The following is a 17,461-nucleotide window of genomic DNA, read 5'->3' on the forward strand; positions in this document are numbered from 1 at the left end:
CTTATTTTTTTATTTTAAAAGAAATACTTTTTAGATCATTACTTATCTCATAAGAGTAAGGATAAGTATGATAAAATGAAATAATATGCTGTAAAAGCATATCATTAATTTCTTTTAATGAATAATATTTTGGAACTTTTTTTCCAAGTAACTTCTTTATTCTATATTTTGTTGACCCTTGAAATTTATCTTTTACAAAACGAACATTTATGATTCCATTGCTAAAAGTTGGTAATTCACTAAACAAAAAATGTGTTATGACCTCAACTTTATTAAGTATTAAATTTTCGCCTGTACTTTGTTTTAATTCATTAAAGTCAGAGATAGAAACTCCATTTCCCCATTCTGTTTTGTTTACCTGTGTCTTTGCAGATCGATCATTTTGCAGTAATTGCTGGTGATTTATTTGAACAATATTAGTTAATTGGAGATCTTGTGTGAGAACTTTTTTTTCTTCTCGTCTATAACTTTTATGCCATTGATGAAGCATTAAAATTTCATTATTATAAAAAATACTTTCGCTTCCTGTTCTTTCTAATCGATTATGAATATCAATATCCTCGGCTCCCCAAAAATGCAAAAACTCATCATATCCATTAATCGATTTTACCGATTCCAGAAAAAATAATGATAATCCCTGAGCACCAACTTCACTGCCAAAATCAATAGAATAATTATCAAATATTTTTACGGTCTTTGATTCTTGTTCATTCAAAAAACCAACCTTAAAGTAATACGCTTTTAAAGGATTTTTTAACTCCTGCAATTTTTCGATAAAATTGGGGCTAAAAATCATGTCCACATCAGCTGTAAAAACATAATCGGTTGTAATATTTCTTAATCCTACATTTATGGCTTTGGCTCTTGACCAAGGCTGAAATTCTGAAAAATTGTAAACATAAGTTGCAAATGAATAACCGGAAACTAATTCTTTAATACTAGAAGCCGAAGAAATATTGGAGCCATAATCTACCAAAACTACTTTAAAATTAAGATTGGTTTGCTCTGTCAAAGAATCTAAGGAACGCTTAACACGTTCTGTTTCTCTATTGCGATAAGGGTAAAGTATAGTTATCATGGAACCTGGCTTCTTAAATTATCAATTTGCTGCAAAAGTTCAGGGGAATCATTTTTGAATTTTCGGGCGAAAAAAGCTTGATTATCTCCTATTTCGTTACTAACATAATTGCTTTTAAAAACTTCAAGATGCCTTTCAGATATATAAGCTGGTCCCGGATGAACCGACCAATCTACATAAGTTAAATTACCTTTTAAATTACTAATGTTAGAATTTCCTATAATAGTTGGTATCAAAATCTCTTCAGAACAGTACGAATTTTTAAAGAACTTTTCATATTTTGGATTAGAATCAAGGAAATCTAATATATAAACTATGCTCGAATGACTCAAAACCCACCATGTTGGTCCAAAAAAAACTTTTTTGAACGGAAACTTCTTTTTGGGAAAATATAAACTGATTTTTTTTTCCAATTTTAATAATACTTTTATCCAAATTGGCTTGTTTGGTTTTCTTCTATAAAACAAATCAAAGTAAAAATTTGTTACCCACCCTTTCTTCATTTCAGAAGGAAAACCTTCTTTTATACTAATGAACTCTCCTCCTTGCTTTAATTGTGAATATAAATAATCATTATTTTTAATTGGATAATCACTTCCGCTTATTAAAGCATAATAATCATAGTTAGCTTTAACAGCTTCTAACATTAAATTAAGTATTGCTTTTTGATGTGACCATCCTGCCCACCAAACTTTGCTTCTTTTAATGAACTGAACGTTATCAAATTCATTTAGATTAGTTGGCAGTAAAGAGTTTTTATCTATGTGTAAATAAAAAAAGACATTACTATCGTTGAGTGCCTCAATTAATTTTTTAAGATGATCGAAATTATGATAAGCAGTTATTAGATAGGCTATTTTAATATTATTTTGCATTTTATCTATCCTCTCAAATAATTATTAGCTTCTTCTTTTGAAAGTCCTTTCCAGATTAAATAGTACTTCATGATTTTTTTGTTCAGCATAAACTTGGCAAAAAATTTACTTTTAATGTAGTAACTCCATTTAGAACTTGGGTTAACAAGCTTTAATTGAAAACTGCTTTCTTCCTTATTTTGTTCTAGTTTAGAAACTTCATCAAACATCCAATCTTCGACAATATTTCCCATATGATACGTAAAATTATCAGTTGTAGATAATCTCCAAAATCCTTTTTTTACAATCGGGATATCCAAAAACTTTAATTCACTGTCACCGCCAAGCTTATAATTTGTATATCGGCTGTCTAAACCATCAAAAACTGAAGCTCTATAAGTTGTTATAAAATGTCCAGCTCCCACAACTGCCTTTTTATCATTATTGGTTATTATCAGATATTTTTTTAATTGTATCGAATTGTAGAAATCAATATTTCCTACACTATGAGCAAATTTCTTTAATGCATCTGGATTCAACACATTAATAAATTTTATTTTTTTTGAAAAAAACAAATCCCAATATATATTTGATGTATATGTTCGTAATGACCTCGAAGATGGCGTTGAACATACGGCTCCTGCTTTAGAAAAATTTTCAAAAACCTCATAGGTTGCTTTTTGCCAATTGGTTAAAAACAAAACATCTGAGTCTGAAATCGTAATTAAAGAAAAATTGTTACCTGAAATACCTTTTAAAACAGCATTAAGTTTTCCGATATTGGTTGTATGAATTATTTCCTGTATTTTATTTTGTTCAAACAAGTCGTTCAAATAATCCACAATCATTTGACAGCTACCATTATTTACAATTGTAACAAATGTTTTATCATGACTTGTGGTAAAAAGTGAATTTAAACATAGTTTCAAAATCTCAAAACCATTTTGAAAATAACCATCCAGATTGGGTACATAAACAGGAATAATAACCTGATGGGAATAATCAGATGCATCTTGAGTTTTGTCCTTATGCGGATTAAATCCTACTCGCATTTTAAAATATTTTTATAAAGGTCAATAACTTTTTCTTTATTACTTGAATAATCTAATCTTTCAAGGGCTATATCATTATTTTTAATTGTTGCTTTTTCTAATATTTCAAAATCAAAAATAATATTTAAAACAAGCTCTTTAATTTCAGAGATCGATTCCGGATTTTTAATTAATACCCCATTTACTCCATCTTTAATTATTTCTTCGGTTGCTCCTCCAGGGTTTGACTGAATTGGAAAAGCTCCCATTACTATAGCTTCTAAAAGTGTATTTGGCATTCCGTCTGAAATACTATTGCCTATATACAGTAATGACTTCCCCATTAACTGCATTAATTCAATATGTGAAAGTTCATGTCTGTCGTAAACCTTAAAATTTAAATGGTTTGATTTTACATAATCATTTACCTTTTCATGTGCTCCAAAAATAATAATTTGATATTCCTGAATTTGATCTTGAATAGTATGTAGTGCCTTTAAAATATTCAATCCTCTACCAAGATGATGTTCATAACCTTTTACGAGTATTATTTTTCGTTCAGTAACGGGTAATTTGAGAGCTTGAAATTCCTCTAATTTATAACCAGTTCCGCCAGGAATAACTCCTAAATGCACTCCTTTGAAACCTAATTCCTTAGCCAAACCAAAATCGCGTTGACAATCTGTGTGCAAAAAATCAACTCTTTGTAAAACTTGTTTTATTTTTTTTAAATGTGCAGAAAACTTCTGATAGTAATACAGATCATTTCCCCAACAAGAATACAGCCATTTTATCTTTGGATATTTTTGCATTGTTTCTAATATGGGATATGAACAGCTTTGCATTTCAAAACTATGAATAATATCTGGTTTGATTTCAAGAATGATATTTTCTAATGCTTCACTTACTCTTACTTCAAGATGTGGGCTCATCTTTTCATATAGAGCCGGTAATTTTCTGCTTAAAAAAAATTCTCCCTTAATATGTGGTAATTTTCTTTTTTTCCATCCCGTAAATTGTTGAACTGAATCTAAAGTTTCTAACTTTCCTCTTCCCAGAACATCAAACCAATATAGTTGATATGACGTATCTTTTAGATTTTCTATCCAACGAATAACATGAACAGACGGCATGGAAACCAAAAGTATTTTCATTATTATAAAATTGGTTTTATAACAGTTCCTGACAATCCTACAATCATTGTTGATTTACTGAAATTTAGTGGCGCTTTGTCGTGTTTGTATAAAAATTTTATAACAGGCTTTAAAACAACTCTCATTAATTTCTTTTTCTTACCCCATAAATGCATATTGACCCATAATCCCAGCATTTGACCAACTGCAGCATTATATCCTCCACTTGGACTGATTTTAATTGATGTAAATCCTATGCGTGTAAAGATCATTTCAAGAGAATAAGGTGTATATCTATAATAATCATGTGGAACTTCATGCAAAGACATTAAAAAAGGTACTGTAAAAAAGAATAGCCCTCCTGGTTTTAAAACTCGTTTTACTTCCATTAAATATGCGTCCGGATTTAATACATGTTCTAAAACTTCAGTAGAAATTACAACATCAAAACTTGCATCTTCAAAAGGCATAACTTTACCATCCCAAAAAAAATCAGGTTTAATATCTTCATAATTCAACCCTGTTTCAATATCTAAACCCACATAACTTTGCACTTTCTTGTTCGAAAGAATAATTTCTTTATATGGCATTGAACCACATCCAGAATCCAGAATTTTTCCACTTAGCTGTGGAATTACATTTTCAACTGCTTTTAATATTTCTTTCCTTATGATAAAGCTCTCGAGATTATCATAAGTAATTTTTATATCCGTAAAATTATTCTTCATACATAGATTAAATTATTTTCAAGAATTCAGGGGTTATTTATAATACTTTGCGGTTTTCAATTCTTTTAAATCAAAAAAACGATATCCTTTTTTAAGGAAAACTAACATAACGATCCCTATTAAAATTTTAATACGGATTTTAAAGTCCAATTTTATCTTAAATATATTACCCGTAACTATTTTCAATTCTTTTAAAAAACAACTTATAGGAAAAACTTGCCTTACATTGTGCATAACCATTAGCTGCTTGTACAGAATAAATTTGGACAACATTTTACCTTCTTCTTTTTCTAAAATAAAAGAGTTAATTGTTAAGTATAAAAATACTTTTTGGTAATACTTAAACATGGATAAGTAACTATTAATATCTCTCCCTGATTTTCCATCAATACTTTCATGACCACGTCTGACAAAAAACAGTGTTTCATTTAGATATTTAAATCTCGCCCCTTCAATGAGTCTTGAAAAGTTAAAATCAGTTTCATGAGCATTAAATAATGTTTCATCAAAAAGATTTTTACCTTTTAAAAAATCTTTTCTCCATAAAGGAGATGGCGTCAAAAAAATTAACTTTCCTGTGATGTAATTAAATAATGAATTCTGATTATCTTCATAGATCACCGGATTGTTAAAACCAACAATATTTTCAATTCTCCCATCAAATGTCTTTGAAAAACCAGCGCAAAAATCTAATTTAAAATCGCTTACCAACACCAGCAATTGTTTTTCTAAAAAATCCGGATGCATTATGTCATCACTATCAAACCACTTTACATAATTGCCTTTACTTAATTCAAATCCATAATTTCTACAAGGGTTAGCTCCTTTGTTTTTGTTCAATGGCCTTTGATGATATTGAAATCTCGAATCATTTTTACAATACTGTTCTAAAACCTCAGCTGTATTGTCTGTGGAACCATCATCTACAATAATACATTCCCAATTAGTATGAGTTTGTGCAGCTACGCTATCAAGGGTTTCAATAATTATATGAGATCTATTGTATGTTGGGATAACAACGGAAATTAAATCGTTCAATTTCTAAATAGTTTAAATGAATGTTTTATTGATTACTTTGCTTGTATTTACATATTTTATTTTTAAATAAATGAATTTACTTCGAGATTCAAACTTATATTAAATTCATTTTCACAACAGTACTCTAGTACTTCTGTGTTATTAATAAACTTCTAAATTCAAAACATTAAAACTTTATAAAATGAAAAAATGTATTTGAAACCATCCCTAACATTTCACATTGAACATGCAAATTTCAAAAGATTTACTTAAAGTTTAAATTTATAAAAGGGCATTCCTTCGAATAGATTATTTAAAACTATGATAAGAATTTATAACCTTTTTTAAAAAGACTATAGAAAGTAAATCCAACTATTGTTTTAATTATTTCTAAAAATTGAAAAAGTTGAAGTTCTAAAATTAAAAGCTGTTTCAAATAAAAAAATTTATGTTCATTATTTTCCACCAAAGCAGCTCTAAATATAAATTTAAGTCTGTTCTTGAAATGTACTTTTAATACTTGTGGATTTGCTTTTTGATTTTGTTCAATTAAAGATAGATGTTTCCTGATTGCTTTAAATTCTGATTGTATCTCATGAAAATTAAGTTTACTAATTTCTTGAGATAAAGAATTTTCATGTATACGATATTGAATTAGTGGTTGATCTATATAAATTATTGAAGGTTCCAGATACAACATTCGAAGATTAAAATCCCAATCATCCATATTTGTGATCGCTTCATCAAATAAATAAGGTTGATTTTTTAAAAAACTTTTTTTCCATGTTGGAGTAAAAGTATAGAATTTTATTTTACCTGTTAAATAGTCTTGAATTATATTTTCTGAAAGAAAAAAATGTTTTTTTTCTATTTTGTTTTTATTAAAATCTATAAATTCTAGTGATGACACAATCAAATCCGGTAATTTTGAAAAAAACATACTTGAACCCTCAAAGGCATTTAAGGTTAAAAGATCGTCACTATCAAACCACTTAACATATTCACCTTTACTCAATTCAAAACCGTAATTTCTGCACGAATTGGGACCTTTAAGCCTTTCTTCTGGTCTTTGATGATATTGAAATCTATTATCTCTTTCTATATATTTAGCCAAAATATCTGCAGTATCATCTGTTGAACCATCATCAACAACAATACATTCCCAATTTTTATAGGTTTGCATTAAAATACTATCAAGAGTTTCTCTTATAAGTTGACCTCTATTATAGGTAGGGATTATTATTGAGATCAGGTCAGACATCAAATTGATTATTTTTTAATTTTTAATTGGATACTTTTCAAATCAGAACTTATATTGTAATTAAACAAATAATCTTGATAATAAATCAAAAGGGCTTTTAGAAGCATGTCATTAATTTCTTTTAAAGAATAATATTCCTCTGTTTTAAGGTGAAAAATTTTCTTTATTTTATAATTTAATGTTAGTTGATAAGGCGCTTCCTGAAAAGTAACATTAAGAATTTCAGAATTAGTCTTTGATAAAACAATATCCAGAAAATTTTCGATCACATGTTTTTTATTCAATAAAACAACAGATTCCTGATTTGAATTTAAAAGTTCAAACTCTTTTTCCGTAATTAATTTCCCCCAATTTTCGGTGTTAGGTTTTACAATGTTATTTTTTTGATTGAACCTTAATTTTTGTTTGTTAAGACTAAATACATTTGATAATATAGGCTCAATTGTTAACTTATTATTATCCAACTTTTCAAAAATTTCATGCCATTGATGTAATAATAAAATTTCATCATCATAAAATCTTGAAGAAAAACCTGCATTTTGAAGTCTTAAGTGTATATCTTCATCTTCAGCTCCCCAAAAATGAAAAAACTCATCAAATCCTCCAATCATCAATAATGAATCCAATTTGAATAATGATAAACCTTGCCCTTCAGGTATACTTGTAGACTCAACAGTATAAAAGTCAAAACACTTAACCTCAGCACTTTCATATTTATCTAAATAACCTACCTGAAAATAAACATTATCATTTTTATCTTTCAATCCAAATAGAACATCAACAAATCTTTCGTTAAAAATAATATCTATATCTGCAATAAAAACATATTCTGTTTCGACAAATCTTAATCCAATATTAATAGCTTTAGCACGAGACCAAGGTTGATTATTATGAAAAGAATAAATATACTTTACAAATTCGTATTGTTTCAACAATTCTTTAACCGAAGCTGCTGTTTCAAAATCAGATCCATAATCAACAAAAACAACAGAAAAATCCTTATTATATTGATTAACCAAAGAATCTAAAGATTTTTTGATTCTTTGTAATTCTCTGTTTTTAAAAGGATATATTATCGTTATCATTAATAAAAAAAATATTTGAAACTTTATTTATTACCAAATTTTAAGCAATATGATCTGCGTGATCAGTGCATCAATTATCAAAAGTTTATACTAAAACAAATTACGTATATTCACTGAATATTCTATTCAACTATAACATGAAGCGATTTCTGGAATAAAGGATTGGTCCTTATCTGAAAAGTGATTTCAGCTTATATCTAATTTTGTATCTGGGAAAAGCGATTATGCTTTTAAAAAAGAAATAATATTTTACACAAAATTGATTCCTTGTTTTAGATCTTTCAAATCTTGAGTAATAATAATTTGACTTAAGCTTTTTAATTTGCAATGTTGTAAAATTATCTATTACGAGATTAAATTTCATTCTTCTTTCGTAGGCATTTATCATTGCATAAAAATGCCAATATTTTGCTTTAAAGAGGTTTTCATTTGCCGAAATACTATTTTCATGAATCCGATAATTATACAAAACTTTATCTATAAATAAATGTTCTCCTTGTTCTTCTAATTTATAGTATAGATCTTGGTCAACAGCTCTTTTCATTTTATAATCTATGTTCGCAGTTTTTACGTAAAACTCTTTTTTAAAACTGGCAAAAGCAGTGAGTGCACCTTCTCCAAAAGTTAAATAAGATTTACCCAATGGGATACTAGAACCATGTGAACCTAAATTTTTAAAATTCAAATTTAAATCTACTAAATCATATTTAGAAGTAATAATCGCAACTTCAGGATTGTTTTTATGTTCTTCAACCATTATTTGCAAAGCATCAGTTGTAATCGTGTCATCAGGATCTAAAAATCCAATAATCGCTCCCCTAGCTAATTCTGCACACCTGTTTTTAGTATAACCACAACCTTTATTTAAGGGATTGGTAAACAATTTAAATCTAACATCATTTTTAATACAATCTTTAATAACTTCAACTGAATCATCAGTAGAACAATCATCTACAATAATTACTTCCCAATTTTGGTAAGCTTGATTAAGAATGCTTATGTAACAATCTTTAAAAAAATGGCCGTTATTGTAATTAGCTATTAAAATTGAAAATAACATAACTGTGTCTTTAGAATTCATGTATACCATTCAAATAAAACTTTACACATAAAACATTACAGATTGAATATTTGAATGTCTTTTAATTTAACTTTTTTTTATTTGTTACTTTCCAAACAATATCAAATAATTTTACCGTTTTCTTTTTAACAGTTTCTTCTGAATATAAATTGAATAACTTTTCTTTATTTAATTCATATTCATTTTTATCTAAGGAAACTAAATCTTTTTCTTCTATTTTTTTAAAATCAAAAATCTTAATTCCTTGATCTTTAAACGATTCATAAACTGGACTTTTAGAATTCACAAAAATCCTTGCACCAAAATATCCCATTGTAACAATATTACCAACTCCTTGTTGACGAATATGATTAAAAATAACAACTCCACAACTCAATAAAATCTCATTATATTCTTGCAAAGTAATGAAATGAGTAAGTGGAACAAAATTTGATCCCAGTAGTTCCTTACCTTTTCGCATTATAAATTCTTTGTAATCTTTACTTCCTCCATAGCTTAGAGGAACATACACCTTTTTACTATTCAAATTTATTTGTGATAGTTTAAGAAAAATATCGAAATGATTATTCGAAGGATCTGCTGAATTACCAACTAAAATATTACTCTTTCCTAAAACATTACTAGAAATTTTATTTCCTAACGATCCTTCTATACTTCCATAAGCAAACGGTGCATAAATCGCTTTAATACCAATTTTTTTTATAATTTTAAACTCTTCAAAAATAACTGGGACTACAATATCAATGCTTCTAGCAGCTTTGTAAAAAACCGTATTAAAATTCTTATCTAAAATATTTATTATCTTTGATGGTAAAACGTATTTTAAAGAACTTAAATTTTTAAATAGCCAAAAACTAGAATTACTAAAAATTAATTTATTTTTTATCTTTAGTTTTTTATCTTTATAAATGTATGATTTCGTGTTTTTTTCAAATATTGTATCCTTTAATAACGGCCAGTTACCATACAAATCATATCCCCAAATAAACCATACTTTAATAACCTTACAAGAAAGTTTCAATACAATATTTTGTTTGATTTGATCTAAAGCGTGGAAAAAAACAATTGGATATGAATCTTCAATTGCATTTATTCTTCCAATAAAATTTTCAAAACTTTCTTTATCAGAAGCATCAAAAGCCTTAACTATTGTAGATGTTACATATTGATAAACATCGTCTTGTTTTTTAATAATCCAATATTCTGAAATTCCAGGATAGACTGATTCAAATAAATTTATTGCTGGATCAACGAATTTATCATCATCAAAAACATGAATTACTTTACTGTTATTCTGCAAGTTCATTTAAAAGTTAATCAACTTAATTATTTTTGTTAGCTAATTCTCTATAATTTGTAAGCTATTGATTATTCCACTCAAAAATAGGCCTAATATTACCCGGTTCTCTGCCCATATATACTCCCAGCTCTCGACCTCCATCGATTACTGTAAAATGAATGATATCACTCGATTTAAAAATTGATTGCCTTTTATCTTCAACAATAAAAAGTGTTAAGCTAAAACTCCCCGATTGAAAGAAATTTACAGGAAAAGTACAAGTTAAAATATTTTCGCCTTTTCTTAATATCTCTTCAGAACTACTATTAGAAAAAGAGAATAACGATTCTCCCATGTCATTATAAAGATGATATGTTATGTGATATCTTTCCGCATCATTAACTTTTAAAAATATGCTAGTTACTAGCTCAATTTCTTTATTCTCTATTAATGGATCATCATAGCTCTCTCCAACATTTTGAAGTCCAATTTCATTTAATTTAAATATTTTATTCTCAAAATTGTCAAATTTTTTGCTATTTGATCTTTCAGAACTAGATCCACCTAAATAATAAGAAACTGCCGTATCAATATCTTTATCCAAAACTAATTTCCCATGCTCCATAACAATTCCTCGTGTACATAAACTCTTCACCGCCGCCATATTATGGCTTACAAACAAAACTGTACGTCCCTGTCCTTTCGAAATATCCTGCATTTTACCGATCGCTTTTTTCTGAAATTCAGCATCTCCCACAGCCAAAACCTCATCTATAACTAAAATCTCCGGTTCTAAAAAAGCTGCTACTGCAAAAGCCAAACGAACTGTCATTCCGCTGCTATACCTCTTTACTGGCGTATCGATATAACGCTCACAACCCGAGAACTCAATGATCTCATCAAGTTTTGAAGTAATTTCTTTTTTTGTCATTCCAAGAATTGCTCCGTTTAAGAAAATATTTTCTCTTCCTGTCATTTCCCCATTAAAACCGGTACCAACTTCTAATAAAGATGCGATTCTTCCTCGTGATTTTATACTTCCTGTAGTTGGAGCTGTCACTTTAGACAATATTTTTAAAAGTGTTGATTTTCCTGCTCCATTTTTACCAATAATTCCCAGGACTTCCCCACGTTCAACTTCAAAATTGATGTCTTGTAGCGCCCAAACGTAATCAGAAGCCCCCTTTATAGAGCGATCATTTACATCTCCAATTTTTAAGTATGGATTTTCTTTCCCTCGTATTTGGTGCCACCAACGGTTTAAATCATGGCTCAATGTACCCGTACCTACTTGCCCTAAACGATATTGTTTAGAAATGTTTTCGGCTTTTAAAATAATATCTTTTTTCAATTACTAAAGTGTAAATTATGAATTTTGAATCGTACTTACTGTCTAAAAAGTTAACTAGACAGTGTCTATAAAGCTTTTTTCTGTTTTATTAAAAACTAAAAGACCTATAAAGAATATGACAATTGTTATTCCTAAAGTATAGACTAATCCCAAAATCGATATATGACCTACATTTAAAAGCATATATCTACTAGTTTCGATTACATATGCCAAAGGATTGTAATCAACAATCCAACCGTACTTTGGTATTTTTTCTTTTATTAATTCCATAGGATACATCACTGCAGATAAATACATAAGCAATTGTATACCAAAACCAATTAGATTACTAAAATCCCTGTATTTTGTTACCATTGAAGAAATTAACATTCCAAGTCCTAAACCTAAAACTCCCATGATTATGATTAAGACAGGAAAAAACAAAATGGAAATATTTACTGATAAATTAGCTCCATTAAAATAATAGAAAATATAAAAGATTATAAAAATTAAAAATTGGATTCCAAATTTTATTAGAGTAGAAATTACAACTGATATGGGTGTAATAATTCTTGGAAAATAGACTTTTCCGAATATTCCTGCATTAGCTTTAAATGTATCTGAAGTACCATTAAGACAAGCTGTAAAATAATTCCAAACTGTAATACCTGCTAAATTAAATAAAAATGGAGGAACTGTTCCCGTGTTAATTCCTGCAACATTATTAAATATTATAGTAAATGTTACAGAAGTAAATAAAGGCTGAATTAAATACCAGAGTGGTCCTAAAACCGTTTGCTTATAAACTGTAATAACATCGCGTTTAACGAAAAGAAACAGTAAATCTCTATATTGCCAAACTTCTCTAAGATTTAAGGAGAAGAACTTGTTTTTTGGCGTTATTTCAAACAGCCATTGATTGGTATTATTTGTAGTATTCATTTTTTATTTATTTCCTAACAATTACTGCTTCAGGAATTTCTTTATTTTACAAAAAACATTTATTCTAATTCTATAACTTAACTTACAAAACAAACCCCACCTCTTAAATTAACAGGATTTTTATGCGGATATAAAATACTAAAAAAACAAAAAGGCGTTTTTAAAAAACACCTTTTTTCTTTTCTATATTTGAATTATCTAATTCTGTTTTATAAATTTATTTATCTAAAACTTCAAAAGCCGAGTTCATGCTTTTAAATTCAGGAACAATTTTTTTCATTTTAGCAACAATATCATCATTATCATAAAAATCTGCAATACCTATTAGCTCGTCAATTTCAATATGAAGATTTTCATATTCATCCTGAATTTCCTGCGCAATCATGATTTTATTATGATAGGTTGGTAACGTTTTAGAAGTATCATTTAATAATTCTTCATAAAGTTTTTCCCCAGGTCTTAAACCAACGATTTTTATCTTGATTTCTTTTTCTGGAATAAATCCAGCCAATTTGATCATTTTTTTCGCCAAATCAATAATACGAACTGGTTTACCCATGTCAAAAATATAAATCTCGCCTCCATTACCCATAGCTCCTGCCTCCAAAACCAACTGGCAAGCCTCCGGAATAGTCATGAAATAGCGAATAATATCCTGATGCGTTATGGTAACTGGTCCACCTTCGGCAATTTGCTTTGTAAACAACGGAACAACTGATCCGTTTGATCCTAAAACATTTCCGAAACGGGTTGTAATAAACTTAGTTACAACTTCGGTATTTTCTTTTTGGTTTTTTAAATATAAAGACTGTACATATTTTTCAGCAATACGCTTACTCGCTCCCATCACATTACTTGGATTAACAGCTTTATCTGTTGAAACCATAACAAATTTTCTAACGCGATATTTACAAGATAAATCTGCCAGGTTTTTAGTTCCCTTTATATTTGTTAAGATAGCCTGCGAAGGATTTTCTTCCATTAAAGGAACATGCTTATATGCCGCCGCATGAAAAACAACATGGGGGCTATAAGTTTTAAAAACTTTCTCTAGTGCTTTTTTACTTCTTACATCAGCAATTACGGCAACAATTTTTGATTCAGATCCTATTGCTAAAGTCTCCAGACATAAATTATGAAGCGGTGTTTCGGCATGATCTAAAATAATAACCACTTTAGGATTAAAGCCTAATACCTGTCTTACTATTTCACTACCAATTGATCCGGCAGCTCCTGTAATTAAAACAGTTTTATCTTTTAATTGTTTTGAAATTGATCTGCTGTCTAAGACAATAGGCTTTCTTTCTAGTAAATCTTCAATTTGAATGTTTTTTACTTTTTGAGAAATCTCTTTTTGATTTTCCCAATCCGAAATAAGTGGAACTGTATAAACTCTGTAGTTGAACTCTAAGCATTGATCAACAATAATTAATTGCTCTTCCTTAGATAAACTTTTATCAGCTATAATAACACCTTCTGCAGCTACAGAACGCATCAGGGCTGGTAATTTTTTTCTTAAAATCAAAATTGGCAAATCTAACATTCGCTTAGACGCATTTTGATTGTTTTTATCTACAAAACCAACAATTTTAAAACGAGACGGGGTTTCAAACTTCAATGCATTTGCTACTGAAATTGCATTGGCATCTGTTCCATAAATTACAGTTCTGATTAATTTAGAATTTGTTTTCTCTGAAAAATAAAGTTCGAAAGTTTGTTTTACTACAACACGATATAAAAACAAACCACAAAATGATAAAACTAAATTAATAAAAAGCGCAGTATTTAAAAATGCTTTATGTCCTGTATATAATTCAAAGACCAAATTAAAAAACAAGAAAAATACCAAAACTGAAGTTTGAGAAAACAACAATTTTATAGCATCGATATAGCCAGAATGCCTAATAATTCCCGAATAAGTCCTAAAAAGCCAAAAGAAAAAAACATTTACAACAATTAAACTTGCAACAAAGTAAAAATGATGCGAAGTAATAATGTAACCCAATGCTGTTCCTTCAAACAACATATAAGTAAAAGTAAATGAAAAAATGAGTACCATAACATCTATGGCAATAATAATCCACCTTGGCAAATAACTAAGGTTATTAATACTTGCCCTCAAATTTCTTGGTGAGAAAGAATTAAGTAATAAAGAGGCTATTTGGTTTGATTTATCTGTATCCAATTTGGTTCAGTTTAATTGTATAAGCTTTGTAAGACTTACAAAAATACAAATAAAAGTTTTAAAAAATCATTTATTAGTGCAAATTACAATTTAACACCTTTGTTCTTTTGTCTCAAAAATTCTATTAAGTAAGATCCATATCCAGATTTGACTAAAGGTAGTGCCAATTCTTCAAGTTGAGCATCATTAATAAAACCCTGTCTCCAAGCAATTTCCTCGATACAGCCCACTTTCAAACCTTGTCTCTCTTCAAGAACCTGAACAAATTGTCCCGCTTGCATTAAACTATTAAACGTTCCGGTATCTAACCAAGCTGTTCCTCTGCTTAAAATACCAACTTTTAATGCTTCTCGTTCTAAATATACCTTATTCACATCAGTAATTTCATATTCGCCACGAGCGCTAGGTTTTATGTTTTTTGCAATTTCGACAACTGAATTATCATAAAAATACAATCCTGGAACTGCAAAACTAGATTTTGGTTCTTCTGGCTTTTCTTCAATAGAAATTGCTTTTAAATTTTCATCAAACTCTACAACTCCATAACGCTCAGGATCTGAAACATGGTATGCAAAGACAACTCCTCCATTTGGTTTTGTATTTGACTTCAAGAGTTCCTGCATATTGGACCCAAAAAATATATTATCTCCCAAAATTAAAGCTACATCATCATTACCAATAAACTCTTCACCAATTACAAAAGCCTGTGCCAAACCGTTTGGAATAGCCTGCTCAGCATAACTAAATTTGCAGCCTAAACTTGATCCGTCTCCTAGTAATTTTTTGAAATTTGGTAAATCATGAGGCGTAGAAATAATTAATATTTCATTAATACCAGCCATCATCAAAGTTGATAATGGATAATAAATCATTGGTTTATCGTAAACCGGCATCATTTGCTTGCTCATTGCAAGAGTTAAAGGATGCAATCTTGTACCTGAACCCCCAGCTAAAATAATTCCTTTCATATATTCTGATTTTTTACTCTATATTTTATTAGATATCATTCCATAGCTTTCAAATCTTAAGATTTGAAAGCTAAATCATCTTTATTTATACAAACATTTTTCTTAAACTCTCCTTGTAATCCGGTATATTTAAATTATAAATCTCTTTAATTTTTTTCTTATCTAACAACGAGAATTCTGGGCGCTTTGCAGGAGTTGGATAAGATGCTGAAGGAATTCCTCCGATTTTACAATGATATCCTCCAAGTTCTTTTATATTCAACGCAAATTCGTACCAGCTTATTTCACCTTCGTTTGAATAGTTGTAAATTCCAGGAATCCAATTTGGAGATTCAATAATTTCCATCATTGCTTGTGCCAAATCAGCGGCATAAGTTGGAGAACCAACTTGGTCATTTACCACATTGATTTCATCTCTTTCCTGCATTAAACGTTGCATTGTCTTAACAAAGTTATTTCCAAATTTACTGTAGACCCATGACGTTCTGATAATGATTGAATTCGGATTCTCATTCAAACAAGATATTTCACCAGCTCTCTTACTCGCTCCGTATACATTTATCGGATTTGTTTCAGCATCTTCATTCAATGCGGTCGAAGAAGATCCGTCAAAAACATAATCAGTAGAAACATGAATCAATTTCACTTCATTCTCCGCGGCATATTTAGCTATTAACTCGACAGCTAAATGATTAACCCCAAAAGCTATTTCTTTGTCTGCTTCTGCTTTATCTACAGCAGTATAGGCACCGCAATTCAATATTATATCAGGATCAATCTCATTTAATTGTTCTTTCAGCAATACTAAATTATCTAAAGTAACTATTGTTCTATTTGCGAAAACCCACTCAAATTGAGGATATTTTGAAGATAAAACTGTAAGTTCACTACCTAATTGCCCGTTGGCTCCTGTTACAAGAATTTTTTTCATTAAAATAAACTATTACAATTTTCAATAAAAGGCAAAATTTGATCTTTTTCAGAAACGATAGCTTCTTCTAAACTAATTCCCCAATCAATACTCAATGATGGATCATCAAATTTAATTCCGCCTTCAGAGGCTTTATTATAAAATTGGTCACATTTGTACATAACAGATGCTGTATCGCTTAGAACTGAAAACCCGTGAGCAAAACCTTGTGGAACAAGTAATTGTTTTTTATTCTCAGCTGAAAGTAAAACACTAAAAGATTTTCCGTAAGTTGGTGAATCTTTTCTTAAATCTACAGCAACATCAATAATTTCTCCTTCTAAAACACGTACTAATTTTGTTTGTGCAAAAGGTGGATTTTGGTAATGTAAACCTCGTAATGTTCCTTTTTTAGAGTAGGATTGATTATCCTGAACAAACTCGATATTAATACCAAAATCATTAAATTTTGTCTTGCTATAAGCTTCAAAAAAAAAGCCTCGTTCGTCTCCAAAAACAGTTGGCTCAATTATTACTAAATCTTGTATAAATGTTTCTTCTACTTTCATATTAAAATAT

At 29.1% G+C, this 17,461-nt stretch carries 16 protein-coding genes; all 16 read right to left on the bottom strand.

Annotated elements, in window-relative coordinates; all coding sequences use genetic code 11:
- Position 1 precedes the first annotated feature (1 nt).
- The 16 genes from CHB81_RS10575 to rfbC all read right to left on the bottom strand — a co-directional run bounded on the left by CHB81_RS10575 (position 2) and on the right by rfbC (position 17,451).
- Positions 2–1,078: a glycosyltransferase family 2 protein gene (locus tag CHB81_RS10575; RefSeq protein ID WP_089351871.1), complete on the bottom strand. Its 1,077-nt coding sequence runs from the start codon at positions 1,076–1,078 to the stop codon at positions 2–4.
- Positions 1,075–1,953 carry a beta-1,6-N-acetylglucosaminyltransferase gene (locus CHB81_RS10580; RefSeq protein ID WP_089351872.1) on the bottom strand — a complete coding sequence of 293 codons (879 nt, stop codon included), beginning with the start codon at positions 1,951–1,953 and terminating at the stop codon, positions 1,075–1,077. The genes CHB81_RS10575 and CHB81_RS10580 overlap by 4 nt, the downstream gene beginning before the upstream one ends.
- Before the next feature lie 5 nt (positions 1,954–1,958).
- Positions 1,959–2,984: a glycosyltransferase family A protein gene (locus CHB81_RS10585; RefSeq protein ID WP_089351873.1), complete on the bottom strand. Its 1,026-nt coding sequence runs from the start codon at positions 2,982–2,984 to the stop codon at positions 1,959–1,961.
- A complete protein-coding gene (locus CHB81_RS10590) occupies positions 2,975–4,117 on the bottom strand; it encodes a glycosyltransferase (protein WP_089351874.1) in 1,143 nt (380 codons plus the stop codon). The genes CHB81_RS10585 and CHB81_RS10590 overlap by 10 nt, the downstream gene beginning before the upstream one ends.
- Before the next feature lie 2 nt (positions 4,118–4,119).
- Positions 4,120–4,824 (bottom strand): class I SAM-dependent methyltransferase, encoded by a 705-nt coding sequence (locus tag CHB81_RS10595; RefSeq protein WP_089351875.1) that lies wholly within the window; start codon positions 4,822–4,824, stop codon positions 4,120–4,122.
- Positions 4,825–4,857: 33 nt separating this feature from the next.
- Entirely contained in the window at positions 4,858–5,862 is a 1,005-nt protein-coding gene (locus tag CHB81_RS10600) for a glycosyltransferase family A protein (RefSeq protein ID WP_089351876.1), read from the bottom strand.
- A gap of 298 nt (positions 5,863–6,160) precedes the next feature.
- Positions 6,161–7,102 carry a glycosyltransferase gene (locus tag CHB81_RS10605; protein ID WP_141130390.1) on the bottom strand — a complete coding sequence of 314 codons (942 nt, stop codon included), beginning with the start codon at positions 7,100–7,102 and terminating at the stop codon, positions 6,161–6,163.
- Between the two features lie 8 nt (positions 7,103–7,110).
- Positions 7,111–8,187 carry a glycosyltransferase family 2 protein gene (locus CHB81_RS10610; protein ID WP_089351878.1) on the bottom strand — a complete coding sequence of 359 codons (1,077 nt, stop codon included), beginning with the start codon at positions 8,185–8,187 and terminating at the stop codon, positions 7,111–7,113.
- 169 nt (positions 8,188–8,356) lie between these two features.
- Positions 8,357–9,268: a glycosyltransferase family 2 protein gene (locus tag CHB81_RS10615; protein ID WP_176427517.1), complete on the bottom strand. Its 912-nt coding sequence runs from the start codon at positions 9,266–9,268 to the stop codon at positions 8,357–8,359.
- 61 nt (positions 9,269–9,329) lie between these two features.
- Complete coding sequence (locus CHB81_RS10620) at positions 9,330–10,574, bottom strand: TDP-N-acetylfucosamine:lipid II N-acetylfucosaminyltransferase (protein ID WP_089351880.1); 1,245 nt, start codon at positions 10,572–10,574, stop codon at positions 9,330–9,332.
- A gap of 55 nt (positions 10,575–10,629) precedes the next feature.
- A complete protein-coding gene (locus tag CHB81_RS10625) occupies positions 10,630–11,898 on the bottom strand; it encodes an ABC transporter ATP-binding protein (RefSeq protein WP_089351881.1) in 1,269 nt (422 codons plus the stop codon).
- Positions 11,899–11,952: 54 nt separating this feature from the next.
- Positions 11,953–12,819 carry an ABC transporter permease gene (locus CHB81_RS10630; RefSeq protein ID WP_089351882.1) on the bottom strand — a complete coding sequence of 289 codons (867 nt, stop codon included), beginning with the start codon at positions 12,817–12,819 and terminating at the stop codon, positions 11,953–11,955.
- Between the two features lie 217 nt (positions 12,820–13,036).
- Complete coding sequence (locus CHB81_RS10635; protein WP_089351883.1) at positions 13,037–15,004, bottom strand: nucleoside-diphosphate sugar epimerase/dehydratase; 1,968 nt, start codon at positions 15,002–15,004, stop codon at positions 13,037–13,039.
- 83 nt (positions 15,005–15,087) lie between these two features.
- Entirely contained in the window at positions 15,088–15,972 is an 885-nt protein-coding gene (gene rfbA, locus CHB81_RS10640; protein ID WP_089351884.1) for a glucose-1-phosphate thymidylyltransferase RfbA, read from the bottom strand.
- Positions 15,973–16,057: 85 nt separating this feature from the next.
- The gene (rfbD, locus tag CHB81_RS10645) at positions 16,058–16,903 is read right to left on the bottom strand and encodes a dTDP-4-dehydrorhamnose reductase (RefSeq protein WP_089351885.1); all 846 of its coding nucleotides are present in this window, start codon (positions 16,901–16,903) and stop codon (positions 16,058–16,060) included.
- The gene (gene rfbC / locus CHB81_RS10650) at positions 16,903–17,451 is read right to left on the bottom strand and encodes a dTDP-4-dehydrorhamnose 3,5-epimerase (protein ID WP_089351886.1); all 549 of its coding nucleotides are present in this window, start codon (positions 17,449–17,451) and stop codon (positions 16,903–16,905) included. The genes rfbD and rfbC overlap by 1 nt, the downstream gene beginning before the upstream one ends.
- Positions 17,452–17,461: the final 10 nt, after the last annotated feature.

Source organism: Flavobacterium sp. ov086 (assembly GCF_900187965.1).
Lineage (GTDB): Bacteria > Bacteroidota > Bacteroidia > Flavobacteriales > Flavobacteriaceae > Flavobacterium.